Origin of the sequence: Erythrobacter sp. (assembly GCF_039988855.1) — a bacterium.
GTDB lineage: Bacteria > Pseudomonadota > Alphaproteobacteria > Sphingomonadales > Sphingomonadaceae > Erythrobacter.
In genome coordinates this window covers 934302-960979 of the sequence record NZ_JBDXIY010000015.1, presented here as the reverse complement: position 1 = coordinate 960979, position 26678 = coordinate 934302, and the positions used below count along the sequence as shown (strand labels likewise).

The 26678-nt window shown below is 54.7% G+C and carries 28 protein-coding genes, 1 tRNA gene and 1 pseudogene; 21 read left to right on the top strand and 9 right to left on the bottom strand.

The window, feature by feature from the left end:
• Positions 1-8: 8 nt before the first annotated feature.
• The 3 genes from ABJ205_RS07505 (at position 9) to ychF (ending at position 2893) form a co-directional block, all read left to right on the top strand.
• Positions 9-653 (top strand): CPBP family intramembrane glutamic endopeptidase, encoded by a 645-nt coding sequence (locus ABJ205_RS07505; protein WP_348159375.1) that lies wholly within the window; start codon positions 9-11, stop codon positions 651-653.
• Positions 654-715: 62 nt separating this feature from the next.
• Positions 716-1708 (top strand): SDR family oxidoreductase, encoded by a 993-nt coding sequence (locus ABJ205_RS07500; protein ID WP_348159373.1) that lies wholly within the window; start codon positions 716-718, stop codon positions 1706-1708.
• A gap of 84 nt (positions 1709-1792) precedes the next feature.
• On the top strand, positions 1793-2893 hold the full coding sequence (gene ychF, locus ABJ205_RS07495; protein WP_348159371.1) for a redox-regulated ATPase YchF: 1101 nt from the start codon (positions 1793-1795) through the stop codon (positions 2891-2893).
• A 29-nt stretch (positions 2894-2922) separates the two neighbouring features.
• Here the strand turns inward: ychF and ABJ205_RS07490 are convergent, their stop codons facing one another.
• Positions 2923-3345 carry a hypothetical protein gene (locus ABJ205_RS07490; protein WP_348159369.1) on the bottom strand — a complete coding sequence of 141 codons (423 nt, stop codon included), beginning with the start codon at positions 3343-3345 and terminating at the stop codon, positions 2923-2925.
• 291 nt (positions 3346-3636) lie between these two features.
• Complete coding sequence (mutL, locus tag ABJ205_RS07485) at positions 3637-5496, bottom strand: DNA mismatch repair endonuclease MutL (protein ID WP_348159367.1); 1860 nt, start codon at positions 5494-5496, stop codon at positions 3637-3639.
• Positions 5497-5685: 189 nt separating this feature from the next.
• Between mutL and ABJ205_RS07480 the strand changes: the two genes are divergently transcribed.
• The 5 genes from ABJ205_RS07480 (at position 5686) to rodA (ending at position 11466) form a co-directional block, all read left to right on the top strand.
• Entirely contained in the window at positions 5686-6729 is a 1044-nt protein-coding gene (locus tag ABJ205_RS07480; protein WP_348159365.1) for a rod shape-determining protein, read from the top strand.
• Between the two features lie 33 nt (positions 6730-6762).
• Positions 6763-7668, top strand: coding sequence for a rod shape-determining protein MreC (gene mreC, locus ABJ205_RS07475; protein WP_348159363.1), 906 nt, complete (start codon positions 6763-6765; stop codon positions 7666-7668).
• Positions 7668-8225, top strand: coding sequence for a rod shape-determining protein MreD (locus tag ABJ205_RS07470; RefSeq protein ID WP_348159361.1), 558 nt, complete (start codon positions 7668-7670; stop codon positions 8223-8225). The genes mreC and ABJ205_RS07470 overlap by 1 nt, the downstream gene beginning before the upstream one ends.
• A 62-nt stretch (positions 8226-8287) precedes the next feature.
• Positions 8288-10342: a penicillin-binding protein 2 gene (mrdA, locus tag ABJ205_RS07465; RefSeq protein WP_348159400.1), complete on the top strand. Its 2055-nt coding sequence runs from the start codon at positions 8288-8290 to the stop codon at positions 10340-10342.
• Positions 10339-11466 carry a rod shape-determining protein RodA gene (rodA, locus tag ABJ205_RS07460; protein WP_348159359.1) on the top strand — a complete coding sequence of 376 codons (1128 nt, stop codon included), beginning with the start codon at positions 10339-10341 and terminating at the stop codon, positions 11464-11466. Before mrdA ends, rodA begins: the two co-directional genes overlap by 4 nt.
• 1 nt (position 11467) lies before the next feature.
• Here rodA and ABJ205_RS07455 read toward each other — a convergent pair whose 3' ends face one another.
• A complete protein-coding gene (locus ABJ205_RS07455; protein WP_348159358.1) occupies positions 11468-12178 on the bottom strand; it encodes a LuxR C-terminal-related transcriptional regulator in 711 nt (236 codons plus the stop codon).
• Positions 12179-12477: 299 nt separating this feature from the next.
• Here ABJ205_RS07455 and ABJ205_RS07450 point away from each other — a divergent pair, with 299 nt between their 5' ends.
• From ABJ205_RS07450 to ABJ205_RS07420, 7 genes and pseudogenes are all read left to right on the top strand, one after another.
• Positions 12478-12726 (top strand): hypothetical protein, encoded by a 249-nt coding sequence (locus ABJ205_RS07450; RefSeq protein ID WP_348159356.1) that lies wholly within the window; start codon positions 12478-12480, stop codon positions 12724-12726.
• 11 nt (positions 12727-12737) lie between these two features.
• Positions 12738-12813 (top strand) — tRNA-Lys (locus ABJ205_RS07445).
• A gap of 108 nt (positions 12814-12921) precedes the next feature.
• Positions 12922-13422 (top strand): annotated as a pseudogene (locus ABJ205_RS07440) (transglycosylase SLT domain-containing protein); the annotation flags it as partial.
• 576 nt (positions 13423-13998) lie between these two features.
• Entirely contained in the window at positions 13999-15249 is a 1251-nt protein-coding gene (gene ribB, locus ABJ205_RS07435) for a 3,4-dihydroxy-2-butanone-4-phosphate synthase (RefSeq protein WP_348159398.1), read from the top strand.
• 153 nt (positions 15250-15402) lie between these two features.
• Positions 15403-15825, top strand: a complete 423-nt coding sequence (gene ribH, locus ABJ205_RS07430; RefSeq protein ID WP_348159354.1) for a 6,7-dimethyl-8-ribityllumazine synthase — start codon at positions 15403-15405, stop codon at positions 15823-15825.
• A gap of 191 nt (positions 15826-16016) precedes the next feature.
• Entirely contained in the window at positions 16017-16229 is a 213-nt protein-coding gene (locus ABJ205_RS07425) for a hypothetical protein (RefSeq protein WP_348159352.1), read from the top strand.
• Positions 16230-16454: 225 nt separating this feature from the next.
• Positions 16455-17066: a winged helix DNA-binding protein gene (locus tag ABJ205_RS07420; protein ID WP_348510033.1), complete on the top strand. Its 612-nt coding sequence runs from the start codon at positions 16455-16457 to the stop codon at positions 17064-17066.
• 27 nt (positions 17067-17093) lie between these two features.
• On the opposite strand, the gene eno is transcribed toward ABJ205_RS07420, so the two are convergent.
• Complete coding sequence (gene eno, locus ABJ205_RS07415; protein ID WP_348159349.1) at positions 17094-18383, bottom strand: phosphopyruvate hydratase; 1290 nt, start codon at positions 18381-18383, stop codon at positions 17094-17096.
• Positions 18384-18578: 195 nt separating this feature from the next.
• On the opposite strand from eno, the gene ABJ205_RS07410 reads away from it, so the two are divergent.
• The 6 genes from ABJ205_RS07410 (at position 18579) to ABJ205_RS07385 (ending at position 21518) form a co-directional block, all read left to right on the top strand.
• Positions 18579-19184, top strand: coding sequence for a hypothetical protein (locus tag ABJ205_RS07410; protein ID WP_348159347.1), 606 nt, complete (start codon positions 18579-18581; stop codon positions 19182-19184).
• Positions 19185-19218: 34 nt separating this feature from the next.
• On the top strand, positions 19219-19668 hold the full coding sequence (locus ABJ205_RS07405) for a phage holin family protein (RefSeq protein ID WP_348159346.1): 450 nt from the start codon (positions 19219-19221) through the stop codon (positions 19666-19668).
• Positions 19665-20057, top strand: a complete 393-nt coding sequence (locus ABJ205_RS07400) for a hypothetical protein (RefSeq protein WP_348159344.1) — start codon at positions 19665-19667, stop codon at positions 20055-20057. Before ABJ205_RS07405 ends, ABJ205_RS07400 begins: the two co-directional genes overlap by 4 nt.
• Before the next feature lie 7 nt (positions 20058-20064).
• Complete coding sequence (locus ABJ205_RS07395) at positions 20065-20658, top strand: hypothetical protein (protein WP_348510032.1); 594 nt, start codon at positions 20065-20067, stop codon at positions 20656-20658.
• A 119-nt stretch (positions 20659-20777) separates the two neighbouring features.
• On the top strand, positions 20778-21008 hold the full coding sequence (locus ABJ205_RS07390) for a DUF4170 domain-containing protein (protein ID WP_348159342.1): 231 nt from the start codon (positions 20778-20780) through the stop codon (positions 21006-21008).
• Between the two features lie 18 nt (positions 21009-21026).
• Positions 21027-21518: a GNAT family N-acetyltransferase gene (locus tag ABJ205_RS07385; RefSeq protein WP_348159340.1), complete on the top strand. Its 492-nt coding sequence runs from the start codon at positions 21027-21029 to the stop codon at positions 21516-21518.
• A gap of 19 nt (positions 21519-21537) precedes the next feature.
• Here the strand turns inward: ABJ205_RS07385 and greA are convergent, their stop codons facing one another.
• The 5 genes from greA to ABJ205_RS07360 form a co-directional block, all read right to left on the bottom strand.
• Complete coding sequence (gene greA, locus ABJ205_RS07380; protein WP_348159338.1) at positions 21538-22014, bottom strand: transcription elongation factor GreA; 477 nt, start codon at positions 22012-22014, stop codon at positions 21538-21540.
• Between the two features lie 122 nt (positions 22015-22136).
• Entirely contained in the window at positions 22137-25460 is a 3324-nt protein-coding gene (gene carB, locus ABJ205_RS07375) for a carbamoyl-phosphate synthase large subunit (protein ID WP_348159337.1), read from the bottom strand.
• Positions 25460-26008: a hypothetical protein gene (locus tag ABJ205_RS07370; RefSeq protein ID WP_348159335.1), complete on the bottom strand. Its 549-nt coding sequence runs from the start codon at positions 26006-26008 to the stop codon at positions 25460-25462. The genes carB and ABJ205_RS07370 overlap by 1 nt, the downstream gene beginning before the upstream one ends.
• Complete coding sequence (locus tag ABJ205_RS07365; protein ID WP_348159334.1) at positions 26005-26391, bottom strand: hypothetical protein; 387 nt, start codon at positions 26389-26391, stop codon at positions 26005-26007. The genes ABJ205_RS07370 and ABJ205_RS07365 overlap by 4 nt, the downstream gene beginning before the upstream one ends.
• Positions 26388-26579, bottom strand: coding sequence for a hypothetical protein (locus tag ABJ205_RS07360; RefSeq protein ID WP_348159332.1), 192 nt, complete (start codon positions 26577-26579; stop codon positions 26388-26390). Before ABJ205_RS07360 ends, ABJ205_RS07365 begins: the two co-directional genes overlap by 4 nt.
• Positions 26580-26678: the final 99 nt, after the last annotated feature.

Genomic DNA, 26678 nt, shown 5'->3' with positions numbered 1-26678 from the left:
AAAGCGGGATGAGCCACCCAAGCGATGAAATGGCGCAGATGAGCACGCGTGAACTGCTCACAGCCACTTGCGGACAGGCCGCGATCTTCACCGCAGCTGGAGCGGTAATCTGGTATCTTTCGGGACGTGATATTCTGACCTTTGTCACGATTAGCCCTCATGAGGTGTTTTACGGCATCGCAATCGCTGCCGGGATGATCGCAACCGGGTTTCTGTTGTTCAAACTCTTCCCTCGGTTTTCTGAGCAGTTGATCCGCGATCAAGCGCACAGCCTTGCCTTTCTCAAGAACAAGCTTGGGACGGGCTCAATCATCATCATCTCGCTTTGTGCGGGGATATGGGAAGAAGCGTTCTTTCGCGGCGGCCTGCTTACCATTGCGAAGGATTACCTGCCACTTTGGATCGCCATAACGGGCACTTCAATTCTGTTTGCAGCCATTCACCTGGCAAAGATGAAGGTCGCATTTCTGATTGGGGTTATGGGGTGCGTATTCGCCCTGCTCTACCTCACACTCGAAAGTTTACTGGCGGTGATGATTGGCCATGCGCTCTATGACATTTGGGCTTTGTGGTACGTTCAAAATGAGATGCACCGCTTGGGCGTCTTTGATGATGTCAAAACCACTGTCGACGCAGCGAGTGAGCTGGGATAGAATGCCCATAAACAGTGCGAAGGCGTGGTTCGCCTTTACCGCACAACTCGGAGATTGACCCCATGCCCAATATGAATCGTCGCACCCTCCTCGCCGGCGCAGCCGCAACAGGGGCGCTTGCCGCAAGCGCCTATATTTCCGCCGATGACAAAGTGCATGTTTCGCACGATATGGCAGGCAAATCTGTTCTCATCACGGGCTGCTCGACTGGTTTTGGCCGCCTCGCCGCGGAAGATTTTGCACGTAAAGGCGCAAAAGTCTTTGCAAGCATGCGTAGCCTCCCTCGCCCAGAGGCAGATGAGCTGCGCTTGCTCGCTCTCAACGAAAAGCTCGATCTACAAGTGATTGAAATTGACGTGACGTCCGATGAACAAGTTGCGAGCGGCGTTGAGCAAGTGCTCGCGGCGACCGGTGGATCGCTTGATGTGCTAATTAACAATGCCGGCACGTCGTATGGCGGGCCACTTGAAATTCAGGACATGCAAGCGACTCACCACCTGTTCGATGTGAACGTGTTTGGCCCGCACCGCATGTCGCGCGCTGTCCTCCCGGCGATGCGTAAGGCCAAGAGCGGTCTCATTATCAACGTAACCTCGCAATTGGGCCGCGTGATTGTGCCAAGCTATGCGCAATATTCGCCAACCAAGTTCGCGCTTGAGGCGATGAGCGAACAGCTTGCTTATGAATTGGTCCCACACGGCGTGGATGTGAACATTATCGAACCCGGCGGTTATCCGACCATGATCTGGAAAAACTCAAACGAGAACAGTCTCGCATTGCTTGAACGTGCCGAAGAAAAACACACGGATGGCTATGAAGCATTGATCGCACAGCTTGGGGGTCGCGCAGGCGGCGGATCAACGGATCCCATGGATGTTCCAAATGCTATGGCAGAAATAATCGCCATGCCCGCAGGTACACGCCCGTTGCGACGCGAAGTCCACCCCGGAGCCAAACCGCAAATAGCCATTAACAAAGTTGCCGCTGAGGTTCAGGTTGGATGGCTGGGTGAGAGCCCGTACGGCCCTTGGATCAAAGCGGTTCATAACACTTAGACCACCGGGCTCACGCCAAGGCTGGCCAAGCGCCCCGCCCCAAGCTAAGGCGCGGCGCAACTTCACAAGCGAAAGAATTGATCCATGGGTTTCCGTTGCGGGATCGTTGGCCTGCCTAATGTTGGCAAGTCCACAATGTTTAATGCTCTTACCGAGACGCAGGCTGCGCAGGCGGCGAACTATCCGTTCTGCACGATTGAGCCTAATGTGGGCCAGGTCGCTGTACCCGATCAGCGGTTGGACAAGATTGCGGAAATTGCATCAAGCGCAAAAATCATCGCAACTCAGCTCGCCTTTGTTGATATTGCTGGCCTTGTGAAAGGTGCCGCCCAAGGTGAGGGTTTAGGCAATCAATTCCTGGGAAATATCCGCGAGGTTGATGCGATTGTGCACGTGCTTCGGTGCTTCGAGGATGACGACATCCAGCACGTATCGAACCATGTTGACCCCATTGCCGATGCCGAAGTGGTTGAGACAGAGCTTATGCTGTCCGATCTTGAAAGCTTGGAAAAGCGTGTTGCCAATGCGGCCAAGCGCGCCACCGCTGGTGATAAAGAAGCAAAAATTATGGCCTCGGTCCTAGGGCAAGCGCTTGAGCTGTTGAAGGACGGCAAGCCTGCACGGCTGGTTGAACCAAACGACGAAGAAGAAGCCCGCGTACTTGAACAGGCACAATTGCTTACAGCCAAACCTGTTCTGTATGTCTGCAACGTTGCAGAAGACGAAGCTTCCACGGGCAACGCTCTTTCCGAAAAGGTTTTTGAAAAGGCAGCATCTGAGGGCGCGCAAGCGGTTGTCGTATCAGCCGCAATCGAGGCCGAATTGGTCGCCATGCCGCAAGAAGACCGCTCTGAATATCTCACAGAGCTTGGCCTAAAGGAAAGCGGCCTTGCCCGCGTAATTCGCGCTGGATACACTTTGCTCGGCCTCAAAACATTCTTCACCGCAGGCCCCAAAGAAGCACGCGCTTGGACTTTCCCAGATGGAGCCAAGGCTCCGCAAGCGGCAGGCGAAATTCACACTGACTTTGAGAAGGGTTTCATCCGCGCCGAGACGATCGCGTATGATGACTACATCGAACTTGGCGGGGAGGCTCCTGCAAGAGAAGCGGGCAAATTGCGGCAAGAAGGTAAGGAATACCACGTTCAAGACGGTGATATCTTACTGTTTAAATTCAACGTCTAACTCTAATTCCTCAAGGCGCTCAATTTGCCTTAAACAATCCGGCCGCTGGAAAAATGGAGAAGCCCATTTTCACCGCCGAAGTCCTGAGCAAAACTGCGATGGTGCGCGGCCAACGTATCCCTCATCATCGCTTCTGCGCGCGGTGTAATCGCAATTGTCACCCCTAAATCTTCGATCAACCCACGTTCTGAAAGCCGTACAATCCAGTTGCGCATGTCGCTTTTAGCGAGGTGCAGCTCATAAGCCAAGGGTTGCACAACGCACACTCTGGAATGTCCCGCAGCAATAAAGGTAGATAGAAGTATCTCCCATGCCGGTTCACCGAATAGGTCAGGCCCAAGCGTTTTATCTCTCACCTGCCTACTGGTAAGAAACCGCTCAGCCTGAACGATAAGAGGATCGACCAGCCCATCGGTCCACCTTCCGCGAGTGTCGCCATCAAGAATTTTCATAATCTCAAGTAAGCAAAGCTCCCCCCAATCAGGGTACACTCACTCAATCGAGCAATGGCGAGCCTGCTTTACACCCAGATCGAGCACAATGACTTCAGCTGCGCTTTGCAAAGTGACCCGCATTTCTTGAATGCTTGTACCTGCCTCGAAGTTAACACAGTTGCATCCATAATGGTATTTTATTGGGTCCATTTCAGACTGAGTGTTATTTTACAGATACTTGAAAGCGTAACAATATTAGCGTCATCTGCTAACAAGGTTCGAGATTCTGCTGTCACTTCAAAGGTACCCTCAATGGCGACCAAAAAGCTTCTCTACATCTTCCATCGACAATTTAACCCACGTTGGCCGTCCGTGGTTGCATTGGCCTGATCGCGGCGTTGCTTCCATTTCTCGAAGGAGCGCGTTCATCTCCGCCACGTTTAGAACGCGCCCTGCTCTAACCGAACCGTGACACGCCATCGTTGCCAGCACATATTCAAGCCTCTCAGCCAATAGTAGAGAGCCGCTCTCCTTCTGAGGACCATGCTTGGCGATGTCATCGGCAAGGTCGCGCAGGAGCTTTCCTGTGTCAGCCTTGGCGATCGCAGATGGCACGGCGCGTACCAGCATTGCGGACGATCCAAATCGTTCAACCGAAAGCCCAAAGCGGGCCAATCCCTCAGCCGCCTCTTCCAATCGGTCGCAATCAGCCTCATCCATTTCAACAACATCGGGCACAAGCAATGCTTGACTGCGCTGCACGGCCTCCTCTGCGCCAGAGCGTTTCAGTCGCTCAAGCACGAGGCGTTCATGCGCGGCGTGTTGGTCAACAAGGATAAGCCCGTCTTGGCTTTCTGCGACGATATACGTGTTTGCCACTTGGCCCCGCGCAATACCCAGAGGGTAATCTTGGGTTTCCTCTGAAAGCGGCACGGCTTCTTCCGCACGGCCTTGAGGCAGCGCTGCGTCCGCCGGTGGCTGGGAATATGGAGATGAAAACGCCGGACGCGGCTCTGCAAGATATGCATCCTTAGGAGGCATATCGCGCGCTTCAAATATGGAGCGCATGGCGGGGGCTTCTTGGTGCGGGACTGGATGTGAAGGTTCAGCCACCCATCGCCCCATCGCCGCCCGGTCCGGACCTTGCGCAGAGCGCCTATCACCTGTTGCCAATGCTTGACGGAGACCCGACACGATAAAGCCGCGCACGCCGGCCGCATCTCTAAACCGCACCTCGGTCTTCGCCGGGTGGACGTTAACGTCCACATCTTGCGGCGGTATATCAAGGAACAGCGCAAGCACAGCATGGCGATCCCGTGCGAGCATGTCAGAGTAAGCCCCGCGCACCGCTCCGGTGAGCAGTTTATCTTTCACCGGACGCCCATTCACAAAAAGATATTGATGATCGGCCACGCCACGGTTGTAAGTCGGCAGGCCGGCAAGACCCGTGAGGCTCATCGGGCCGTGCGGACCATCGCGATTAAGATCAATCTCAACCGCATTGTCTTTCAGTTCGCGTGCAACAATTTGTGAAACACGGGTGGCCAACGCCTCATCGGCTTGAGTGTTCAGGCCCTTACGGACCTTTCCATCGGTGACATTCTCCAAAGTGAAAGCAATATCAGGCCGCGCCATGGCAAGGCGGCGGACATTATCAAGGCATGCCATGTATTCACTTCGCGCCGTGCGAAGGAATTTGCGCCGAGCCGGAATGCGGGCGAATATCTGTTCGACTCGAACGCGGGTTCCAAACGGTAGTGCAGCAGGTCCCTCTTCAACAATTTCGCCGTGATCAACGACTTTGCGCCAACCATCATCAGAACCGCGAACCCGGCTTTCCAGTGTCAGGCGTGCGACGCTAGCAATGGATGGGAGCGCTTCGCCCCTAAAGCCCAATGTTGCCACCATTTCAATGGCTTCATCTGGCAACTTCGATGTCGCGTGACGCTCCAACGCAAGCGTCATGTCGTCCGCGCTCATCCCGCAACCATCATCGGTCACTTCGAGTCGGGTCAGCCCTCCATCAACAAGCGACACGGCGATTCGCGAAGAATCTGCATCAATTGCGTTTTCCACCAGCTCTTTGAGTGCTGAAGCAGGTCTTTCAACGACTTCACCCGCAGCAATACGGTTAACAAGGGTTTCAGGAAGGCGTCGAATTTGGGGCATTTGTCTCAAGCTAGCGCTTAAGTGTCGCAAATTCGAGGGTGACGGGGGAAAATACGCTTCACAGTCAACAAAAATTTTCCCTTTTTGTCCGGGGTTCGCTAGGCCGAATGAGCATTTCGTCTGAACACGCAATGCGGCGGGTGGCCCGCACGGGTTTGCACTTACGGGATATCACGGAACACAGCGACAATGAGCTTCTTTGCCAATCTTTTCAAATTCGGATCGCAGAACATGGCGATCGACCTTGGGACTGCCAACACACTGGTCTATGTGCAGGATCAAGGCATCATCTTGAACGAACCAAGTGTGGTTGCGATTGAGACCATAAGTGGAATCAAACGCGTCAAGGCCGTTGGCGACGATGCGAAAATGATGATGGGTAAAACGCCTGATACGATTGAGGCGATCCGGCCTCTTCGTGATGGTGTTATTGCAGACATCGAAATTGCGGAAGAGATGATCAAACACTTCATCCGCAAGGTTCATGGGAAGCGCAATCTGTTCCGCTATCCTGAAATTGTGATTTGTGTTCCCTCTGGCTCGACTTCGGTTGAACGACGCGCGATCCGCGATGCCGCTTCGAACGCGGGGGCTTCGGAAGTGCACCTCATCCTTGAACCCATGGCAGCCGCGATTGGTGCCGATATGCCTGTGACTGAACCTGTTGGTTCGATGGTGGTCGATATCGGCGGAGGCACGACAGAGGTTGCTGTCCTGTCGCTTCGCGGCCTAGCCTACACCACATCCGTGCGCACCGGCGGTGACAAGATGGACGAAGCAATCGTTTCCTATGTCCGCCGTCACCACAACCTGCTTATCGGTGATGCGACAGCGGAACGGATCAAAAAGGACTACGGTATCGCCATCATCCCCGAAGACGGCATTGGTGAAACCATCACATTAAAAGGCCGCGACCTTGTGAACGGCGTGCCTAAAGAGATTACAATCAATCAATCGCATGTGGCAGAGGCACTGTCTGAACCTATCGGCGCGATTGTCGAGGGTGTGCGCATTGCACTGGAAAACACCGCGCCAGAATTGGCTGCGGACATCGTTGATCAGGGCATCGTTCTAACTGGGGGCGGCGCGCTTATTCGCCGCTTGGATGAGCATCTTCGTGAGGAAACTGGCCTTCCTGTTTCTATCGCTGAAGACCCGCTCACCTGCGTTGCCATTGGCACAGGTCGCGCGATGGAAGACCCGGTGTATCGCGGCGTGCTGATGACCGCTTGAGGAAACATTTGAAGCAAGGGACAAGTTAAGGCCATGGCGTCGCCCAAATCGCGTCGATCGGGCTTTTCGAAAAAGCAGCAGTATTCGGTCTTTACCGGATATCTGTTGGCGACGCTTGGCGCGGTGATCGGGCTTGCGCTCCTTGCGATTTCCTTGTGGCAACCTTCGATCATGCAACCGTTACGCGGCGCCGCAACCACAGTTGCAAGTCCAGCAGGTGAAGCAACGGCAGCAGTCAGAACAAAGCGTCAGGGTATTTGGGAAACACTGAGCGGTTTCTGGTATGCGGGTAGCCAGAATGCGATCTTGCAAGAAGAAGTGGAAGTCGCACGCATTCGCTTGGCAGAAGCCCAGGCGGTTGAGGCTGAGAATGACAGATTAAAAGCGCTTCTGGGGCTCTATAACGGAGAAAACCCGCCTGTTGCCACCACGCGCCTCGTCGCCTCAAGTTCGTCATCGGTTCGCCGTTTCGCATACATTGGTGTCGGGCAATCTGATGGCATCGAAATCGGCATGCCCGTTCATTCAGAACGCGGCGTTATCGGACGCGTGCTTGAAACCTCTCTTGCCTCATCGCGTGTCCTCCTGCTCACCGACACGGAAAGCGTCCTGCCCGTCAGGCGCGCATCAGACCAAACGGTGGCATTTGCCGAAGGGCGCGGGGACGGATTGTTGCGCATCCGCCTTATCAATCTTGGGCTTAACCCTCTGGAAGTGGGCGATGTTTTCGTGACCAGTGGCGCGGGCGGATATTACCGCCCCGGTGTGGCCGTCGCAGTCCTCTCTGAGATCACTCCAGATGGCGGCGTGGCGCAACTTATTGCGGAGCCAGCGGCAACCAATTATGTCAGCGTTGAACCGATCTACGAACCCAAGGCAGTGGAAGCGGCCGGGGTCAGAGAGCGCGACGAGCTCAGCGAAGAAGAACTTACTGACTGATGGACGGGCTTGATCCCCCAATTCAGCACCGCGCCTATGGCGGTGCTAAGATAAACCGGGTGCAAGATCCGTGGCGGACCCATTCCGTCCATCATATTACAATAGTTTTAGGGTCACTCCTGCCATTCTTTATCATGGCTGACATCATGCCGATGGCCCCGCCATTGGGCTTTATCATCTTCCTTGGGTGGAGGTTGATGCGACCGGGACTTATGCCACTATGGGTCGGTGTACCACTTGGCGCATTTGATGATTTGTTCAGCGGACAGCCCTTTGGCAGCGCTATATTTTTATGGTCTGTGACTATGATCGCGCTCGAGCTCATCGAAACACGCTTTCCTTGGCGCGGGTTCTGGCAGGACTGGTTCACCGCAGGTTTCGCAATTTTGCTCTATATTCCCGCTGCTATGATTGTGTCCGGAGCCACTTTATCAGTTGAACTATTGCTAGTGATCCTCCCACAGATCGCGCTTTCGATCATGCTCTATCCGCTGATCGCGAGAGTGATCGCGCGTGCTGATCGTTTCCGCCTGTCGCGTGCTCGGAGGATCGGGTGAAGCGGTTTTTCAAACTTGGCAACGGCGCCCGGCGCAGCGGCCCCGTGGTCAATGCATCAACCATGCGCAACACATTCGAACGACGCACGGTTGTGATCGGCGGGATTCAAGCATCCGTCGCACTCCTTTTGGCCGGACGAATGGGCTATTTGGCGATTGCAGAAAATGAAAAATACCGCCTTGAATCAGAGAGTAACCGTGTAAACCTCACTCTTATCCCGCCGCGCAGAGGGTGGATATTAGACCGCAATGGCTCTCCCCTCGCCTCCAACCGTGCAGATTTCCGCGTTGACGTCGTTCCCGACCGTTTATCCGACCCCGAAGCCATGATCGAGGAAATCGGTGGTTTGCTCGACCTTGAAGCAGACAGGATCACTGACCTCAAAACCAAGGTGACCAGCGCACGTGGTTTTGCCCCAGTAGAAGTCGCAAGCGGCCTCCAATACGAACAGTTCGCCGCGTTAAGCGTACGTCTCCCCGATATGCAGGGCGTTGTTCCTCAACGCGGGTTTTCCCGGTTTTACCCAACAGCATCATCCGTTGGCCATCTTATCGGTTATGTTGGTCCAGCTTCCGCCGAGGAATATGAGCAAGACCGTAACCCCATCCTTATTACGCCGGGCTATAAGATCGGCAAGGATGGCCTTGAAAAACAATTCGAACTGGGCCTTCGCGGCACACCGGGAGCGCGCCGGGTTGAGGTAACCGCGGGCGGCAGGATTGTGCGCGATCTGGAAACGCGCGACGACATCCAAGGCGATGCGGTCAAGTTGACGATTGATGGCCCCTTACAAGATTACGCTGCTCGCCGGATTGGCTTGGAGAGCGGTTCTGTTGTGGTCATGGATTGCCGAACGGGTGACCTTTTGTGCATGGCCTCCATGCCCAGCTTTGATCCCAACAGCTTCTCCGACGGCATTGGCTCGGTTGAATATTCGATGCTGCGCGAGGATCAGCGTGTGCCCTTGCGTAATAAAGTCCTCAAAGGGCTTTATCCGCCAGGATCAACGGTAAAGCCGATGCACTCGCTTGCGTTTTTGCATGCCGGTGTTTCTCCCGATGATACGATTGTGTGCGGCGGCGGGCGGCGCATCGGCAACCGGTTCTTTAACTGTCACTCCAATCACGGCGTGGTGAATATGGACAGAGCGATCGCGCAAAGCTGCGACAGTTATTTCTACCATTTCGCCCAACAAATCGGGTTCGACAAAGTCGCAGCCCTCGCCAAACAGCTTGGTATGGGGCAGGAATTTGATCTGCCAGTGACCAGCCAATTCTATGGCACGGTTCCGACGTCTGACTGGAAATTCAACAAGTTTGGGCGCGAATGGGCCTCATTCGACACGGTCAATGCATCCATTGGACAAGGATATTACCTCGCCAGCCCTCTACAATTGGCGGTGATGAGCGCGCGGCTTGCCACAGGGACGAAGGTCAACCCTCGGCTTTTACTCGATGCCCCAGTCACCCCGCCGGAAAGCTTTGGCTTCGACCCAGCGCAACTTGCACATGTGCACCAGGGGATGAGCAATGTCGTCAACGGCGCTGGCACAGCCCGGCGTGCGCGTCTTCCCATCGAGAATGTTCAAATCGCAGGGAAAACAGGCACGGCGCAAGTCGTGTCCTTGAGTGTTTCAGATGGTCGCAGCGGTCCTTGGAAGTACCGCGATCACGGTCTATTCACCTTCCACGCTCCCGCTGACAACCCGCGCTATGCTGGGGCGGTTGTGATTGAGCACGGCGGAGGTTCAGGTGCAGCATATCCCATCGCCCGCGATGTGATGACGTTCGTATTCGATCCAGCCAAGGGCGTAGAGGCCTTGCGCAGTCTTGAAAGGCAATGGGGCGGCACCGCACAAGAGCGTCTCGAACGGCGTTATGCCTCTTACGCAGCAGAACGCGGCGCAACGGTCACCCCTCCTCCTCAACGCGATGAAGACATCTTTGACCGCGTCGAAGCCGAAGCTCGCGTTGAGGCTGAGCAAACTCAAGAGATCGGCGAGACCTTTGTTGCTCCGCGCGAGGATCAAAACGCATCGGGCGCCACACCGCCTCCGGACGCGATTGTCACTCCTTCGAACCCCGATCCCGCTCCTACCTCAGAGACCGCGCCATGAGCGCGAATAACAGCATCATCCCTGAGCCAATAGCACGTCAGCCGTGGGGCATGTTGATTCCGTTATTTTTGCTGGTCCTGTTTGGGGCAGCGGTTCTGTACTCCGCAGCTGGCGGCCGATTGGATCCATTCGCATCCTCGCATCTCATCCGTTTTAGCGTCTTTTTGGTTATGGCAGCGGTGATCGCATCTCTACCTCGCGGTTTTGTGCGATTTATGACCTATCCGGCCTATGTGGTTGTTTTGTTACTACTACTTGGGGTCGAAATACTTGGAAATGTGCGCGGGGGAAGCCAAAGGTGGCTCGACCTTGGGTTTATGGTGCTTCAACCTTCCGAACTGATGAAACCAGTGATTGTGGTCACTCTTGCCCAGTTTTACGCCAGCTTGCCGCTGGGTATGATCACTGGATGGCGCGCCTTGGTCATTCCGGGGACCTTGATCGCTTTGCCAATGTCTTTTGTTCTTTTGCAGCCCGATCTTGGCACATCGCTCGCCATTGCTTTTGGCGGAGCGGTGGTGATGCTGCTCGCTGGACTCCCGTTAAAGTGGTTTGTCGGAGGCGGGGTAGCCGCCCTTGCCGCTGCACCGATCGTCTTTTTCTTTGGCCTCCAAGATTATCAGCAGCGCCGCGTCATGACGATGTTTAACCCAGAAGCGGACGCGCTGGGCGCAGGGTATCACATCAATCAATCAAAGATTGCAATTGGATCAGGCGGCATCTTCGGAAAAGGCTTTAACAACGGATCGCAAAGCCATCTGCAGTATCTGCCCGAGCCCCAGACCGATTTTGTGTTCGCGACGATGGCAGAGGAATGGGGGTTGATCGGGGGGCTGTTCGTACTTGGTGTTTTCACCGTCATTCTCAGCTGGGGCCTTCGCGTCGCCCGAACTTCCCGCGACCGTTTTGCCAGCCTTCTGGCTGCCGGTATGACGGCCACTATTTTCTTTTACGTTGCCGTCAATCTGTTGATGGTAATGGGAATGGCTCCGGTCGTTGGCATTCCCCTGCCCTTTATGAGCCACGGGGGATCATCCATGATGACCAATATGATCTGCATCGGCGCATTAATGATGGTAAACCGCTGGAATCGCGAAGCCCCTCGCTCTGGGTTCTCCAGTTAGCTCAAACTTCAACGAGCCCCATCCTCAGTGCCTTTACCACGGCACCGACGCGATCTGTTACGTCCAGTTTCGCATATATGCGCTTCGAATATGTCTTCACAGTATCCGGCGACAATTCGAGAATTGTTGCGATTGAGCTGGTCGATTTACCGCGCGCCACCCATTCTAGCACCTCAATCTCACGCGCAGAAAGTGCTGGTCTATCAACATCTTCATCTAAAAGAACACAGATTCGTTGATGACCGGCCTGTGCAATGCTTCTGACCGTACCCAGAGCCTCAGGATCAACTTCAGTTATTGGTTTCCCAAAATCAACTGATGCATAGGCGTTCCGGCCTCCGGGGCCGAAAAGGGGGAAGCCCACTCCGTGAATCAGTCCGTGCCTTCCTCCGGTCTTCATGTAGTTTTCTTGAGCGTCAGTGTTTGGCGCTGATCTCATGGCATCCAGCCAAGTCATCATTGAACCGTGCCTCATCACGCGTGCCGGTATGGGGTCATTCGCGCGAAACCCTGCGGTCTCGTACAAATCGAGCCATTGCCTGCTGTACCCGTCTGAATACACCGCAGTGGCGGTTCCGTCAGATTCTTTGAACAGCGGTATGACATGATAACTCATACTAATCGCGCCATGCTCGAAAAACGCACGACGCGAATACCGTAAGACCTCACTGATCTCAGTCTGCGCGGCTATCTGGTCGAAATGCGTCTGCATGATACATTTGTAACACACGTCCCCCAACTGGGCGACTTTACGTTGACGTCAATGATCTCGATAGAGCGGCACACCCCGAAAAGCTGGGCATCTGAGTCGCAACCGCGGCCCGACACGGCAGCAGCTCACTTCCTAAAGCCCAACGACCAAAGTTCATCCGAGAGATGCACCTTGTACCGTCTGGCAATCGTTTTCGTCTAGAGGTCGCTATGACTTGTGTGAACAACCTAATAACTATTTTTTCCAAATGGTTACGTAGAGAGAAGAACAAGGTCGTCCACTTCCCGGAAGGGCAGTATTTGTACCTTTCTCGGATCGCGAGCGTTCTTTCACAAAGACAGCTTTCAGGCGAAGTTACGAGACTACGCCAGATCCACAAACTCACCGGACTTGATCAGCGCGAGACAATGAAACTTATCGCGGAGCTCAAAAGTTCCGGTGTCTTGACCGTTGAAGAGAACCTGTCGGATGTGTTCGAATCGATACTAATCGTCGACGAAAGAGCATTCCGTCACCAGATTCGCGAAAACAGCAAAAAGGCTGCATAAGCCAATGGGGCGGACGCATAGCTCAGTTGGTAGAGCAGCTGACTCTTAATCAGCGGGTCCCAGGTTCGAACCCTGGTGCGTCCACCAATCCTTCTTCCGTCTTAATATCTGCGCCGCGCGACCTGTGGTTGTTTGGGTGAAATTCACCAATCTCTCATAGCCCCTCTTTAACCCGCCAGGGCGTAACGCTGGTCAATGGTTCGGGCGGCGGCAATTTTCAGGATTATGGTATTGGGCTGCCTTCTCGGCATCTCGCTGCCTGCGACCGCCCAGTCCAGTTTTGCTCAACCATCCCAGTCGCCACCCGGCCATTCCAGCTATCAAAGGCTTGGAAAACAGGGTGAAAATCCCGATCCGCTCCTACCCGTATACACCGCCAGCGACAGGGCATACGCAGCGCATTCTCCACCGCGGAAACAGGTCATGGATGCCATTTGGAACGCTTCGCGGCAGACGGGGGTCGATTACCAATACCTCCTTGCGAAAGCACAAATTGAATCCGGCTTCGATCCTGATGCGCAAGCACGTTCATCAAGCGCAGCCGGATTGTTTCAATTTATCGAAGGGACATGGCTGCGCAGTCTTGACCGATATTCCAGTCACATTGGAACTGTCACAGGGCACGAGAACAGCGCATCTCGCCGCCAAAAGCTCGACTGGCGCTTTGACCCTGAGCTCGCATCCATGATGGCTGCGGCCTACGCGCTTGAGAACGGAAAGCGGCTTGAAGCTGTATTGGGTCGACGCGCAACAGGAGCAGAACTGTACCTAGGGCACTTCCTCGGCACCGGCGGCGCAGCGCGCTTTATGAAGGCATGGAAGCGCGATCCCAACCATTCGGCTGCAAGCCTGTTCCCCAGAGCTTCACGAGCAAACCGGCCAATCTTTTATTCACGCTCTGGTCAAGCCCGAACGCTTCAAGGCGTGCTAGAGCATTTCGAGACGAAATTGAGAACGGCGCTCGATCAATTCGGTGGGCATCATGGCGAGATGACAATGACCCCGGACCCAGGAGCGATCGTGTCAACTGAGAACCTTTACTCTGATTTGTTGTCTGCAGCAGAAATCACAATGATACAAAGCCTTGAAGGCGAAAGTGCCAAAAGAACATCAACTGATAAATTTGGCAGCAAGGACAGGCGCCCCCGCGCCCCCTTCGGAGTATTTCGGAAGCAAGTGTCGAACCCAAAGGCACGCGACGTTGATATAGCACCGGCAACTTCATCACACGGCGTAAGTTGCAATCACATTGAAATGTGTTATTCGATTGATATGAGCACATCAACAATCACACAGGTTCGTGACCTGATCCACCAAGGCGCATATACCAAAGCCGGAATTGCGCGTGCAGCTGGCCTTCATGCTAACACATTGCGCGATGCAAGTGAGCCTGATTGGAATCCAACGGCGGATACACTCACCAAACTCCAGAAGTTCCTCGACGCAAATGATGACACGCCTGTCCTTGTTGGCGCTGAGGAAATCATCGACGAAGCCCGTAATGGGCGCATGTATATCCTAGTTGATGATGAAGACCGTGAGAATGAAGGCGATCTGATTATTCCTGCGCAGATGGCGACCCCGGCCGCTGTAAACTTCATGGCGACACACGGGCGCGGCCTGATTTGTCTAGCCCTTGATAAAGGGCGGGTCGACAAGCTTGGCTTGGACCCAATGAGCCGCAATAACAAAGAAAGCATGCAGACCGCCTTCACCGTTTCTATCGAGGCAAAAGAAGGGGTTACGACGGGGATTTCCGCAGCTGATCGGGCTCGAACGATCTCTGTCGCGATTGACGCCACCAAGGACGCAGATGACATCGTGACGCCAGGTCATGTTTTCCCACTTATGGCGCGCGAAGGTGGAACTCTGGTTCGTGCCGGCCATACAGAGGCCGCCGTGGATATTTCGCGTCTAGCTGGCCTCAATCCGTCAGGTGTGATCTGCGAGATCATGAATGAAGATGGGACAATGGCGCGTCTTGATGATCTAATTGAGTTTGCGCGTAAGCACAGCCTCAAGATCGGCAATATCCGTGATCTCATCGCCTATCGTATGCGCAATGACCATTTGGTCCAACGCGTGGATGAGAGCAGCTTTGAAAGTGACTATGGTGGTCAATGGCGTATGATCACATATCGCAACACCGTGTCTGATAGTATGGCCTATGTCCTGCAAAAGGGGCATGTGACGCCGGATGAACCGACGCTCGCCCGTGTGCACCCGATTTCAGTATTCGACGATGTTCTAGGTGCGCCCGGCCCACGCAAACGGACCCTTCAACGCGCAATGAGTGCGATTGGAGACAAAGGGGCCGGGGTGATCGTCATCCTCACACAGCGCGTTGGCCAAGGGGCCAAATGGACACAGGACGAAGAGCACCGCAATATCGGCATTGGCTCCCAAATTCTTGCGGACCTTGGGGTAAACGAGATGATCTTGCTTTCAAACTCGCGCCCAGATTTGGTCGCGCTCGAAGGTTTTGGGATCACTATCGCCGGACACCAACCCATCCCCCAATGAATTGACACCGGATGTTGTGAGTACAACTCATGTCAGTCACCTTGCCACGCAGACACTCTAACATCATAGGCAGGCCCCGGATCAATTTCGGCGTCTAAGCTTTGAGCATCTCTGCTCCAAACGCTTAAACATATTGCAGCAAAGGACTTCACCATGGCCAAAATCTTGATCGTCGAAGCGCGTTTCTACGAATCCTTTAACGACAAGCTTATTGCTGGGGCAAAGGCTGCACTCGAAGCCGAAGGGCACAAAACGGAAGTTCTTAGTGTTCCAGGTGCATTAGAGATTCCCGGCGCAATTGCCTTGGCTGCGGAGAGCGGCGAATATGACGCATTCGTTGCGATTGGCGTCGTTATCCGCGGTGAGACATATCATTTCGAAATCGTTGCCGGGGAAAGCGCGCGGGCCATTATGGCGCTTACCATGGATGGAATTGCGATCGGCAATGGTATCCTGACTGTCGAGAATGAAGAACAGGCGCTGGTGCGCGCTGATCCGGCCCAAAAAGACAAAGGTGGAGAAGCTGCGAAAGCGGCACTGGCTTTGTTGGCATTGGCTTCACGTTTCGACGTTTAGGACAAGAGCAACGCCGGTCTAACGCTGGCTCACATCATCCTAAAGGTGGTTGGGAAACGACCACTTATGAACACGCTTACGTATTTCTACGGATGCACCGGGTCATAAATCGCGCCTAAGACGGGTCTAAGGGACCTTGCCAAGGGGTTCCTTGGTGCAATCAAAAAAGAAGCTTCGGGACGGAGGTTAGGATGATCCAACTCACTTCATGTGAAATAGACAATATACAAGATTGCAGGCGCGATCTTGAGGCGGTTCTAAAGATACTCGACACAGTGGGAGCGGGAATTGCTGCAATCCATGTGAATGCGGCAATTGAGCAGCTGAAAAAGAACCTAGCAATTGCAGTGCCTGAGACAGAGCCAAACAGGTCCCCCTTCTTCGTTGAAGAAGACCTTGGATGACTCCTCCATTATGAAGGTGTTTTGATCATATTTGATCGGAATTGGCTGAATCATAATGTAAATCTACGCAATGCCACGTAATGTGTCGATGCTTTGACATGCCTAAGCTCCGTTTCGGGGCAAGCGTTTGATTGATCCAAGCAATTCTCTGCTTGGCGTGGGGCCTCTCTTGAATTGGTGACACCGCTCAAAGGTGCATTCATCGATGATCTTAAGGAGGAACTGATGCTCAATGAGACTGTTCAACCACAGCCTGAAAACCGCTCCAATCCGGAAACCGATCTGGGCGCATTGGCCGAACATCTCTCTGTAATCGCAGACGCCTTGCGCAAAACCACGAATGGCGCGCACGATCTGGAGAATACAGCGTCACATGCCCTGCGACCGCACATCAATACACAAGGCACTCCGCAAACTGCGTCACCATCTGGAGGGCATTCCAGCGCACAAGGTCCTGCCCCCTCCCCGTTCCACCCGACCGACATCAAAGCAAAACGCATACGATATGCAAATTTGGCAAGAGATGCCTACGCCATCCGGCGCCGCCGCGGGACGATATTCGCCAATGATGAGCTTTTTGGAGAGCCCGCCTGGGATATCCTTCTCGACCTTTACATCGCCCATGCTGAAAGCAAGCCTGTTTCGGTCTCAAGCGCGTGTATTGGCTCTGCCGCTCCGCCAACAACGGGTTTGCGCTGGCTTGGCGTCTTGTCCGAAAACGAACTGATCTTGCGGCAACACGATCCCGAAGATCAACGACGTGTCCTCGTCCGCCTAACCGAAAAAGGCCTGACGGCGATGGATGAGTATTTCGCGAGCACAGGCATGGCCGCCTAGCTTCTGACGGCCATGCAATCTCACATCTCAGGCACCGAGTGCGCCGAAACACCCGCGTCCGGCATAAACCGCGCTATCGCCGAGCTCTTCTTCGATGCGGATGAGTTGGTTGTATTTGGCGAGCCTGTCAGAACGCGCAAGGCTTCCGGTTTTGATCTGACCGCAATTGGTTGCAACCGCGAGGTCTGCAATGGTTGCGTCTTCTGTTTCGCCTGAACGGTGGCTCATTACCGAAGTGTAGCGCGCACGGGTCGCCATATCGACGGCGGCCAAGGTTTCAGTCAGCGTTCCAATTTGGTTGACTTTCACCAGCAAGGAGTTGGCGAGGCCATCGGCAATGCCTTGCCCCAGACGCGCAGGATTAGTGACGAACAAGTCATCACCGACCAGCTGCACACGATCGCCAATTGCCCTGGTTACAGCGGCCCAGCCTTCGAAGTCATCTTCGCTCATGCCGTCTTCGATTGAGAGGATCGGGTAATCATCGCAGAGCTTTGCAAGATAGTCCGCCATGCCTTGACCATCTAGGCTTAGCCCCTCGCCTGAGATTTCATATTTGCCATCACGGTAGAATTCAGTCGCGGCACAATCGAGCGCGAGGACGATGTCTTCACCCGGCTCAAAGCCCGCTTGCTCAACCGACGCCATAATGAAATCGAGGGCAGCACGGGTACTGGCAAGATCAGGGGCAAAACCACCTTCATCACCAACACTGGTCGCAAGACCTTTGTCATGGAGGCCCTTTTTCAAGGTATGGAACACTTCCGAACCCCAACGCACCGCCTCTGCAATGCTGTCAGCGCCCACAGGCATGATCATAAATTCTTGGATATCAATCGGGTTATCGGCATGTTCGCCCCCATTGATGATGTTCATCATTGGCACCGGCAGAACGTGTGCGGATACCCCTCCCAGATAGGAATATAATGGGAGGCCCCGCGCATTGGCGGCCGCTTTTGAAACCGCCAAGCTAGTGCCCAAAATAGCATTTGCTCCGAGGCGCGCTTTATTCTCGGTGCCATCCAGTGCGATCAAGGACAGGTCAATATCGCGTTGATCTTCGGCATCGAATGCGCCGATCAACAATTCACGGATCTCTGTGTTTACTGCCTCGACCGCTTTCAAGACGCCTTTGCCCTTGTAGCGATCTTTGTCACCATCGCGCAATTCAACCGCTTCGTGCGCACCCGTTGATGCGCCCGACGGCACCGCCGCACGGCCAAAACTTCCGTCGTCGAGCAGAACATCCACTTCGACCGTCGGATTACCCCGGCTATCGAGAATTTCGCGTCCATGGATGTCGATAATCGCTGTCATTATTTGAACTCCGGCGTGAGAGTGTTATATTAGATTAAGACACCCGGTGTTATCCCTATACTAGGCGTCCGCATCAATTCTTTCCCGCACCCCTTATGCGGGAGAAAAGAACGGTGCAAGTGACATAGATTTTCATGACATAAAGTCGTGGTTGCGTTATGCTGCACCGCGCAAAATCGAAGGCAAGAGATCAACATGGCTGAAACAAAGACCACAAAGACCGCGAGAAAGACGCCCGCTAAGACGGCGACTAAGCGTACAACTGCCAAAAAGGCAGCTCCAAAGAAAACCGGTGCGACTGCAAAAAAGGCTAAACCAGAGGCCGCCGCCAGTACAGGCGAGGCTAAAAGCCGTTTCAACGCAGCGCTCCAAGAGGCGAAGGCTGGCGCAGCGGCACTCCGCAGTGAAGCCAATACTCGCGCAGATGTATACAAAGACCAAGCAAAATCCCGTGGAGACGACATGATGGCTGAGGCCAAAGAATACGGTGACAAAGCCAAAGTGAAAGCAAGCGAGCTTGCCGTTGATGGCAAAGCGGCAGCCAGCGACGCAATTGCCTCAGTTGGCAAGGCATTGGGTGACACCGCCACACAGCTAGACGACCGGTTTGGCGAACAATATGGCGATTACGCTCGTTCGGCCTCTCGTACACTGGCTGAAACTTCGGCGAAACTTGAAGCTAAGAGCCTCGAAGAAATCGGCGAAGACACCCGCGACGCGATCCGCAAGAGCCCAGCTGCGGCAGTTGGGATTGCCGCGGTTGCCGGGTTCCTTATCGCTCGCCTTTTCCGTAACAGGTGACAGGCAAGCCGAAAGGCGCGAGAAAGGGGACTGAATGGCGGAGGCCCAAGGCCAGACCGGCGCGAATAGCGTTGAGGATGGCTCTCCTGACCTGACAGAGATTAAGACTGGGGAGCCGGAACATAGTTCCGATCCTCAGATCGACCCCTCTTTGATGGACGAAGCGTCGGCTTTGATCGACAATGCGCGTACCTATGCCGAAGCGGAGCTGGGCTTTCAAAAGACCAGGGCCGCTTTTGCAGGGCGCCTGCTTGGCGTGTCGCTCGCTCTCGTCGTTGTTGCGCTCATCCTACTCCACATTGCGTTCCTCGCGCTCGCAGTAGGATTGGTCCTCGCATTTGAGTCGGTTGTCGGCATTTGGGGGTCTATTGGCATTGTCTTTGGCGGGCTAATGCTCGTCGTTGCTTTGCTTGGATGGAGCGCATTCACCCGCGTCAAAAAGCTCGCCGCGTTGTTTTCTTCGCCTAAGGAGGACGACGCATGAGCAAGATCGAAGAACGCCTCGCCGACTACCGTTCAATGCGCGATTCTTCACGCAGCGTTTTGATGGCCGAGATAGAGCATGCACGCACAACCTTTTCGGCCAAAGGACTGACCTCGCGCTATCTTGGCGGTGTGATCGAGGGCGGAAAAGACGTTTATGAAGTCGCCAAAGTGCACACCGTCGACAATCGCGGCATCATTGCGATTCTATTGGGAGCCCTCGCCGTATGGTTTGGCCGCGAACCCCTACTCGCCGCAATGGCCGAAGATCTTGGTGAGGAAACTCCAGAAGCCGATGGGATTGCCGAAGAGCAAGACCGAACTGTTCAGCAATCTGAAACTGACACATCCGCAGTAGAACCCCCTTCCCGAGACACAAATGACAAGTAAAACCCCTATGACCGATGATGCTAAACGCGATGCTCTTCGCCAGAAGATTGAGGCCAATGAACGCCGGATCGCAGACCGCACCTTGGGCGAACAAGCCAAGGAAGCCGTTGATGCTGCGGTTGATTACACCAAGGCAAACCCGCTTAAGGTGATCGGCGGCGCTGTCGCAGTTGGGCTGGCAATCGGCCTTATGACACAGCCGGGCCAACGCGTTGCTGGCAAAGCCGCATCAAGCGCAGCGAGCGCCGCATCGGGTGCAGCGAGCAAAGTCAGCGGAGCTGCTAGCAGCGCGGCAGACGCAGCAGTCGGCACGGTCAAAAACGCAGCCAAGGACCGCAGCAGCGCGCTTTGGACACTCGCTGCTGACGCGGTTGTGGGGTATGCAATCAAGTTTATTGATGACGCCTTGGGCGGCACTAATGCCGCAAAAGACACGCTCGAAGATTTCGGAGATAGCGCAGCAAGCAAAGCGCGCGCACTTCGCCGTGAGGCAAGCTATTTGGCAGGATCAGCTGCAGATAAAGGGCGTGCAGCAACGCGCCGAACGAAACGCCGCGCAGAACGAGCCGTGCGTGATCTCACAGACCGTGTAAGCCATTAAACCGAGCACACTGTTTCCAAAATTGGTATGCACACAGCTTGTGCTCGCACCGCGCTTCGCTTAACGGGCGAGGAATAAGGGCGTGTGCCCTGTAATTCTCCTCCCCAAGGAAGCGATCAATGGAAGAAGCAACTACAAATCAACGCCTGCACCTCGTAATGGGTGGCCGCGTCAAAGACCCGCGGGGGCACGACTTTGCTGACCCTGAAAGTGTCCATGTCGTCGGAGTTTTCAGCTCTTATGATGCCGCTGTTGATGCCTGGCGCGCTCAGGCACAACGCACAGTGGATGATGCCGAGATGAAATATGTCATCGTGCACATTCACAAGCTTCTGACACCAGAAAGCTAAACACACATTAGCGCTGAGATGACCTACACGCTTCGTCCCTTTAAAGTGGGCGACGCCCCTGCACTTGCGGCTCTAACTCTGAATGCGATCCAGACCATTGGCGCGCAGGCGTATTCGCCTGAACAGGTCAGGGTCTGGTCATCGGGACACATCCAAGCGGAACAGTTTGTGGCGCGTGCCGAGGCCGGGCAGCACATTTATGTCATAATGGATGAGGCTGGCGAACTTGCCGCCTATGCATTGCTGGAACCCGATGGCCACCTAGATATGCTCTATTGCTCCCACAAACATTCAGGCCGCGGTCTGGCAGCAAGATTGCTCGATCATGCAGAGAGTGAGGCGGTCAAAATGGGTGTGACAAAGCTCTACACCGAGGCAAGCGAACTTGCGCGCGGCCCATTTGAACGCGCTGGTTATGCATTGCTAAAGCGCCGCGATTTCGAAATGCACGGCGTTGCTATTCACAACTATGTGATGGAAAAGAACTTGGCGGAAATTCACCCCAGTTGAAGGAGTAATCCGTCAAACTTCAGACAAATTCGATCTTTTCGATAAGGTAAAACTTATCGCCAGAAGGGACAGAAACCTCGATCTCTTCTTCGATCTGCTTACCGATCATGGCGCGGGCGATGGGTGAAGAATAAGAGATGCGCCCTTTGGATGCATCCGCCTCGGTCTCGCCAACGATCTGATATTTGACGGGCTTGTCGTCCTCATCAAGCATGGTGACGGTCGCGCCAAACACCACCTTGTCACCGGACAAAGTGGTTGGATCAATGATCTGCGCGCGGCTGATTTTGCCTTCAAGATCGCCGATTTGCGCTTCTACTTGACCCTGACGCTCTTTCGCCGCGTGATATTCGGCATTCTCTGAAAGATCGCCATGCGCACGCGCCTCTTCGATCGCATCAACGATCCGAGGACGCTCTTCGCGAAGCGCCTTAAGGTCTGTGGTCAGACGCTCATAGCCTTCTGCGAGCATCGGAACCTTATCCATCGTAGCCATTCCCATTTCTTTCCGTATTGACGTCCCCCCAATCCCTATCTCTTTTGGGAAATTTTGCCCTCGGCCACTCCGGATGAAGCGACTTTGCGAGCGCAAAATTAAGGGAGGTACGTCGTAAATGCCTAACTATAATAGTCTTGCAAAGAACGAACTTCAAGCTGCGAGGGCTTTAACGCCTTGATTGAAGCCGCAACCGCACGCGATGCAGTGGCGGTTGTGTAATACGGAAGCTTTTTCTCTAACGCGCCAGCACGGATGGATTTTGAGTCTTTCAGTGACTGCCAGCCTTCAGTGGTATTGAAGATCAAGGCGATCTCTCCATCAATTATCCTGTCAACAATGTGGGGCTGACCTTCGGCAACTTTGTTTACACGGCCCACTGTAAGTCCTTGTTCTGACAAGTATTTCTGCGTACCCGCCGTCGCGATGACTTGAAAGCCGCATTCCAACAAGTCTTTCACCGCTGGCACGATGTTGGCCTTGTCGGAATTCTTCACCGAAACAAACACGGTGCCGCCTTCGGGCAAGGTCATCCCTGCGCCCAATTGCGATTTAAAGAAGGCAGGCTCAAACGCGCAATCAATGCCCATAACTTCGCCGGTCGACTTCATTTCAGGCGAGAGGGCCGGGTCCGCACCGGGGAAGCGAGCAAATGGGAAGACCGCTTCTTTGATCGCCATGTAAGGCAAATCCCGGCGGAACGGCTCAAAATCAGCAAGCTTTTCGCCGGCCATGACCCGTGCCGCTATCTTTGCAACGGGCTGACCGATCGCTTTTGCGACAAAAGGCACTGTGCGGCTAGCACGCGGATTAACCTCGATGAGGTACACCTCGTCATCTTTCACCGCGAATTGCACATTCATCAAGCCGCGCACCTTGAGCGCCATTGCCAGCGCTTCTGCTTGACGCTCCATCTCTGCGACAATGTCTGGAGAGAGCGAATAAGGCGGCAATGTACATGCGCTGTCACCTGAATGGACACCTGCTTCCTCAATATGTTGCATGACGGCTGCGACGCGTACTTCCTCGCCGTCACATAGCGCATCCACATCGCATTCGGTCGCATCGCGAAGATATTGGTCGACGAGCACAGGGCTATCGCCGGACACATTCACAGCCGTTTTGATGTAGTCATCAAGCTGCGCCTCGCTATCGACAATTTCCATCGCCCGCCCGCCAAGGACGAAGGATGGCCGAAGAAGCACGGGATAACCGATGCGCGCGGCTGCGGCGGCGGCTTCATCGCGGGTATAAGCGATGCCGTTGTCCGGTTGTTTCAAGCCCAGCTCATTGACGAGCTTGGCGAACCGTTCACGGTCTTCCGCATGATCAATGGCGTCGGGTGATGTGCCGAGAATCGGGATCCCTGCGTCTTCCAAAGCCTGCGCCAGTTTCAGCGGGGTCTGACCACCGAATTGAACAATCACTCCAACAAGCTCGCCTGATTGTTGTTCAGCGCGCAGGATTTCGAGCACGTCTTCGGCTGTCAAAGGTTCGAAATAGAGGCGATCCGAAGTGTCATAATCGGTCGACACGGTTTCTGGATTGCAATTGACCATAATGGTCTCAAACCCCTGCTCCGCCAACGCAAAGCAGGCGTGGACGCAGCAGTAATCAAACTCAATCCCTTGCCCGATCCGGTTCGGGCCGCCGCCAAGAATGACGATCTTTTTGCGGTCGGACACATCCGCCTCGCACTCGGGCTCCCCAAAGGTAGGGGCCTCATAGGTTGAGTACATATAGGGCGTAATAGCCTCAAATTCGGCGGCGCAGCTGTCGATGCGTTTGAACACCGGGGACACGCCAAGCTTTTGACGAAGTTCGCGCACTTCTTCTTCGCTTGTCGCCCCGGCCATGGCCTGGAGCGCATCGTGGAGCAGGCCCGAGCGTTTCGCCTGCGTCTCTGCGAGACCGTCTTTCACGCCAACCGAACGAACCGCAAGGGTTGCGAGGCGTTTGTCGGAGAAGCCCATGGCTTTGAGGCGGCGCAGGCCGTCTGCATCGCGCGGCAGGCCGTCGGCTTGGACTTCCTGTTCTGCATCAATGATCGCTTCGATCTGGCGCAGGAACCATGCATCGTATTCAGTAACGTTCTGGATATCCTCAAGCGAAAGCCCTTCACGAAAGGCCTGCCCCACTTGAAGCAACCGATCCGGTGTACGCTGCGACAAAGCCGCGGTGATAACGTCTTTGGATACACCTTCCAATTCAACCACCCGGTTGAACCCGTCGAGCCCGGTTTCCAGGCCGCGCAAAGCCTTCTGCACGCTTTCTTGGAAGTTGCGGCCAATCGCCATAACCTCACCCACAGACTTCATCGCGGTGGCGAGAAGCGGCTCCGCTCCTTTGAATTTCTCAAAAGCAAAGCGAGGGATTTTTGTGACGACATAGTCAATCGTGGGTTCAAAGCTTGCAGGCGTTGCCCCCGTGATCTCATTGGTGATCTCATCCAGAGTGTAACCCACCGCCAGTTTCGCCGCGACGCGGGCAATCGGGAAGCCGGTTGCCTTAGATGCCAGCGCAGAGGAACGCGACACGCGCGGGTTCATCTCGATCACGATCAAACGGCCATCGGCAGGGTTCACCGCGAATTGCACGTTGGAGCCGCCGGTTTCGACACCGATCTCGCGCAGAACCTCAATCGAGGCGTTCCGCATGATCTGATATTCTTTATCGGTCAGCGTCAGTGCCGGCGCGACCGTTATGGAATCGCCCGTATGCACGCCCATTGGATCGACGTTTTCGATCGAGCAGATGATGATGCAATTGTCCGCCTTATCGCGGACGACTTCCATCTCATATTCTTTCCAGCCAAGCAGCGATTCTTCGATTAGAACTTCCGTAGTCGGGGACGCATCCAGCCCCTCACGCACGATCCGGTCAAATTCCTGAGTGTTATAGGCGATCCCGCCGCCTGTGCCGCCAAGGGTGAAGCTTGGGCGGATGATCGAGGGCAAGCCTGTGCGCTTCACAATTTCGCGCGCTTCTTCGATGGTGTTGGCAACGCCGCTGCGCGCGCTTTCCAACCCAATCTTGTCCATCGCATCACGGAAACGCTGGCGGTTCTCAGCCTTGTCGATGGCGTCCGCTTTCGCGCCGATCATCTCCACGCCGTGCTCTTTGAGGATGCCCATATCCTCCAAAGCCAACGCACAGTTCAGTGCCGTCTGACCGCCCATGGTAGGAAGCAGCGCATCGGGCTTTTCCTTAGCGATAATCTTGGCGACGATTTCCGGTGTAATCGGCTCCACATATGTGGCGTCAGCAAACTCGGGATCGGTCATGATCGTTGCCGGGTTCGAGTTCACCAGAATGACCCGGTATCCCTCTTCTTTCAAAGCCTTAATCGCCTGCGTGCCCGAATAATCGAACTCGCACGCCTGCCCGATGATGATCGGCCCTGCGCCAATCACAAGGATGGAGGAAATGTCATTACGCTTGGGCATTATTGGCTCTCGTTTTGGGAATGGGCATTATCGGGAGTTGTTTCGGGGGTCTCAGGTTCTGGTCCGGGCTCAGGTGGAACGGGCCCAACGTCGATCATGATAAGGCGCATACCGGCCTGTTGCCGGGCACAGCCGCTTGCGATCATGGTCGATTTGGGCTGGAGCCCGCCGCGCACACGGTAAAGCGCCGGGTCGCGGCCCATAAAGAATGCGCCCTTCTCATCGACTGGCGTTTGCATAAAGACATCCACTGCGGTGGAAGCTTCATTGGTCGCCGCCATAGCCCGCGACCCAGCGGTATCATCGCTGCCGTCCACCATCAGGCGCTGCATATCTTCAAACGCCATTTTGGTGATGTCGAAGGTAAAAGTGGCGACGCCCATCTCTTCAGTATATTGGACAAATCCGGTTGTAGGGCCGAGCAAGCCAGCAACGCGGGTCGGGCATTCCTCGTTAAGCTCTTGGCCCTCGCGTGGGTCCTCGGGAAAGAGGATGCTGCAGCCCGAAAGGAACAAACCAGAGGCGATGATGATGGCAAAGCGCGTCATCCTCTAATGCCTGCATCTTTGAGGCGAAGGCCGGGTTGTTCACTGTCTTTAACGCAAGTGATTTGTGTATCGCTCAGATCATTATTCATGATCGTTAGAAGAGATACGCCATCGGTCGCCTGGACCAGAACAGTGCGACCCAGCTTGCAGCGATCAACAATTGTCTGGAGCACGTTTTTATAATCTTTGACGTAGAAGTCCGCGCCCGGTGACCCTGGAATGCCTCGGCCGCTGGTGACCTCAATGCTGTAGCGAACTTGCATGCTCTCCCCTACCTCGTCAGCCGTTTGCGCCTCATAAATGGGCACACTTCCATTATCTGCAGAGGCTGCACAGGCAGCAATCGGGACGATCAACACCGAGGCAAACAACAAGCGGTTCATCTGTCTTCTCCGATAGTGGGATTAAATGCATGTGCGAATTGGGTTGTCGGGTCGAGGAGGCTCGAGAAGCGGGTCGGGCATTCCTCACTAAGCTCGGTGCCTTCGCGCGGGTCTTCGGGGAAGAGGATGTGGCAGCCGGTGAGGGTGATACATGCAAGAGATGCGAGGGCAAGGCGATAAGAAGTCACTGAGGTGAGCCCTCTCGATCAGGCGAGCCCAGATCAGCATCCTCCAAAACAGGGACAATGTGAACGTCTCGTGCATCATCAACATGAAGCTCACACTTG

Coding starts and splice junctions, on each gene's coding strand:
- ABJ205_RS07505 (WP_348159375.1), top strand. CDS start 9: ATGAGCCACCCAAGCGATGAAATGGCGCAGATGAGCACGCGTGAACTG.
- ABJ205_RS07500 (WP_348159373.1), top strand. CDS start 716: ATGCCCAATATGAATCGTCGCACCCTCCTCGCCGGCGCAGCCGCAACA.
- ychF (WP_348159371.1), top strand. CDS start 1,793: ATGGGTTTCCGTTGCGGGATCGTTGGCCTGCCTAATGTTGGCAAGTCC.
- ABJ205_RS07490 (WP_348159369.1), bottom strand. CDS start 3,345: ATGAAAATTCTTGATGGCGACACTCGCGGAAGGTGGACCGATGGGCTG.
- mutL (WP_348159367.1), bottom strand. CDS start 5,496: ATGCCCCAAATTCGACGCCTTCCTGAAACCCTTGTTAACCGTATTGCT.
- ABJ205_RS07480 (WP_348159365.1), top strand. CDS start 5,686: ATGAGCTTCTTTGCCAATCTTTTCAAATTCGGATCGCAGAACATGGCG.
- mreC (WP_348159363.1), top strand. CDS start 6,763: ATGGCGTCGCCCAAATCGCGTCGATCGGGCTTTTCGAAAAAGCAGCAG.
- ABJ205_RS07470 (WP_348159361.1), top strand. CDS start 7,668: ATGGACGGGCTTGATCCCCCAATTCAGCACCGCGCCTATGGCGGTGCT.
- mrdA (WP_348159400.1), top strand. CDS start 8,288: ATGCGCAACACATTCGAACGACGCACGGTTGTGATCGGCGGGATTCAA.
- rodA (WP_348159359.1), top strand. CDS start 10,339: ATGAGCGCGAATAACAGCATCATCCCTGAGCCAATAGCACGTCAGCCG.
- ABJ205_RS07455 (WP_348159358.1), bottom strand. CDS start 12,178: ATGCAGACGCATTTCGACCAGATAGCCGCGCAGACTGAGATCAGTGAG.
- ribB (WP_348159398.1), top strand. CDS start 13,999: ATGAGCACATCAACAATCACACAGGTTCGTGACCTGATCCACCAAGGC.
- ribH (WP_348159354.1), top strand. CDS start 15,403: ATGGCCAAAATCTTGATCGTCGAAGCGCGTTTCTACGAATCCTTTAAC.
- ABJ205_RS07425 (WP_348159352.1), top strand. CDS start 16,017: ATGATCCAACTCACTTCATGTGAAATAGACAATATACAAGATTGCAGG.
- ABJ205_RS07420 (WP_348510033.1), top strand. CDS start 16,455: ATGCTCAATGAGACTGTTCAACCACAGCCTGAAAACCGCTCCAATCCG.
- eno (WP_348159349.1), bottom strand. CDS start 18,383: ATGACAGCGATTATCGACATCCATGGACGCGAAATTCTCGATAGCCGG.
- ABJ205_RS07410 (WP_348159347.1), top strand. CDS start 18,579: ATGGCTGAAACAAAGACCACAAAGACCGCGAGAAAGACGCCCGCTAAG.
- ABJ205_RS07405 (WP_348159346.1), top strand. CDS start 19,219: ATGGCGGAGGCCCAAGGCCAGACCGGCGCGAATAGCGTTGAGGATGGC.
- ABJ205_RS07400 (WP_348159344.1), top strand. CDS start 19,665: ATGAGCAAGATCGAAGAACGCCTCGCCGACTACCGTTCAATGCGCGAT.
- ABJ205_RS07395 (WP_348510032.1), top strand. CDS start 20,065: ATGACCGATGATGCTAAACGCGATGCTCTTCGCCAGAAGATTGAGGCC.
- ABJ205_RS07390 (WP_348159342.1), top strand. CDS start 20,778: ATGGAAGAAGCAACTACAAATCAACGCCTGCACCTCGTAATGGGTGGC.
- ABJ205_RS07385 (WP_348159340.1), top strand. CDS start 21,027: ATGACCTACACGCTTCGTCCCTTTAAAGTGGGCGACGCCCCTGCACTT.
- greA (WP_348159338.1), bottom strand. CDS start 22,014: ATGGCTACGATGGATAAGGTTCCGATGCTCGCAGAAGGCTATGAGCGT.
- carB (WP_348159337.1), bottom strand. CDS start 25,460: ATGCCCAAGCGTAATGACATTTCCTCCATCCTTGTGATTGGCGCAGGG.
- ABJ205_RS07370 (WP_348159335.1), bottom strand. CDS start 26,008: ATGACGCGCTTTGCCATCATCATCGCCTCTGGTTTGTTCCTTTCGGGC.
- ABJ205_RS07365 (WP_348159334.1), bottom strand. CDS start 26,391: ATGAACCGCTTGTTGTTTGCCTCGGTGTTGATCGTCCCGATTGCTGCC.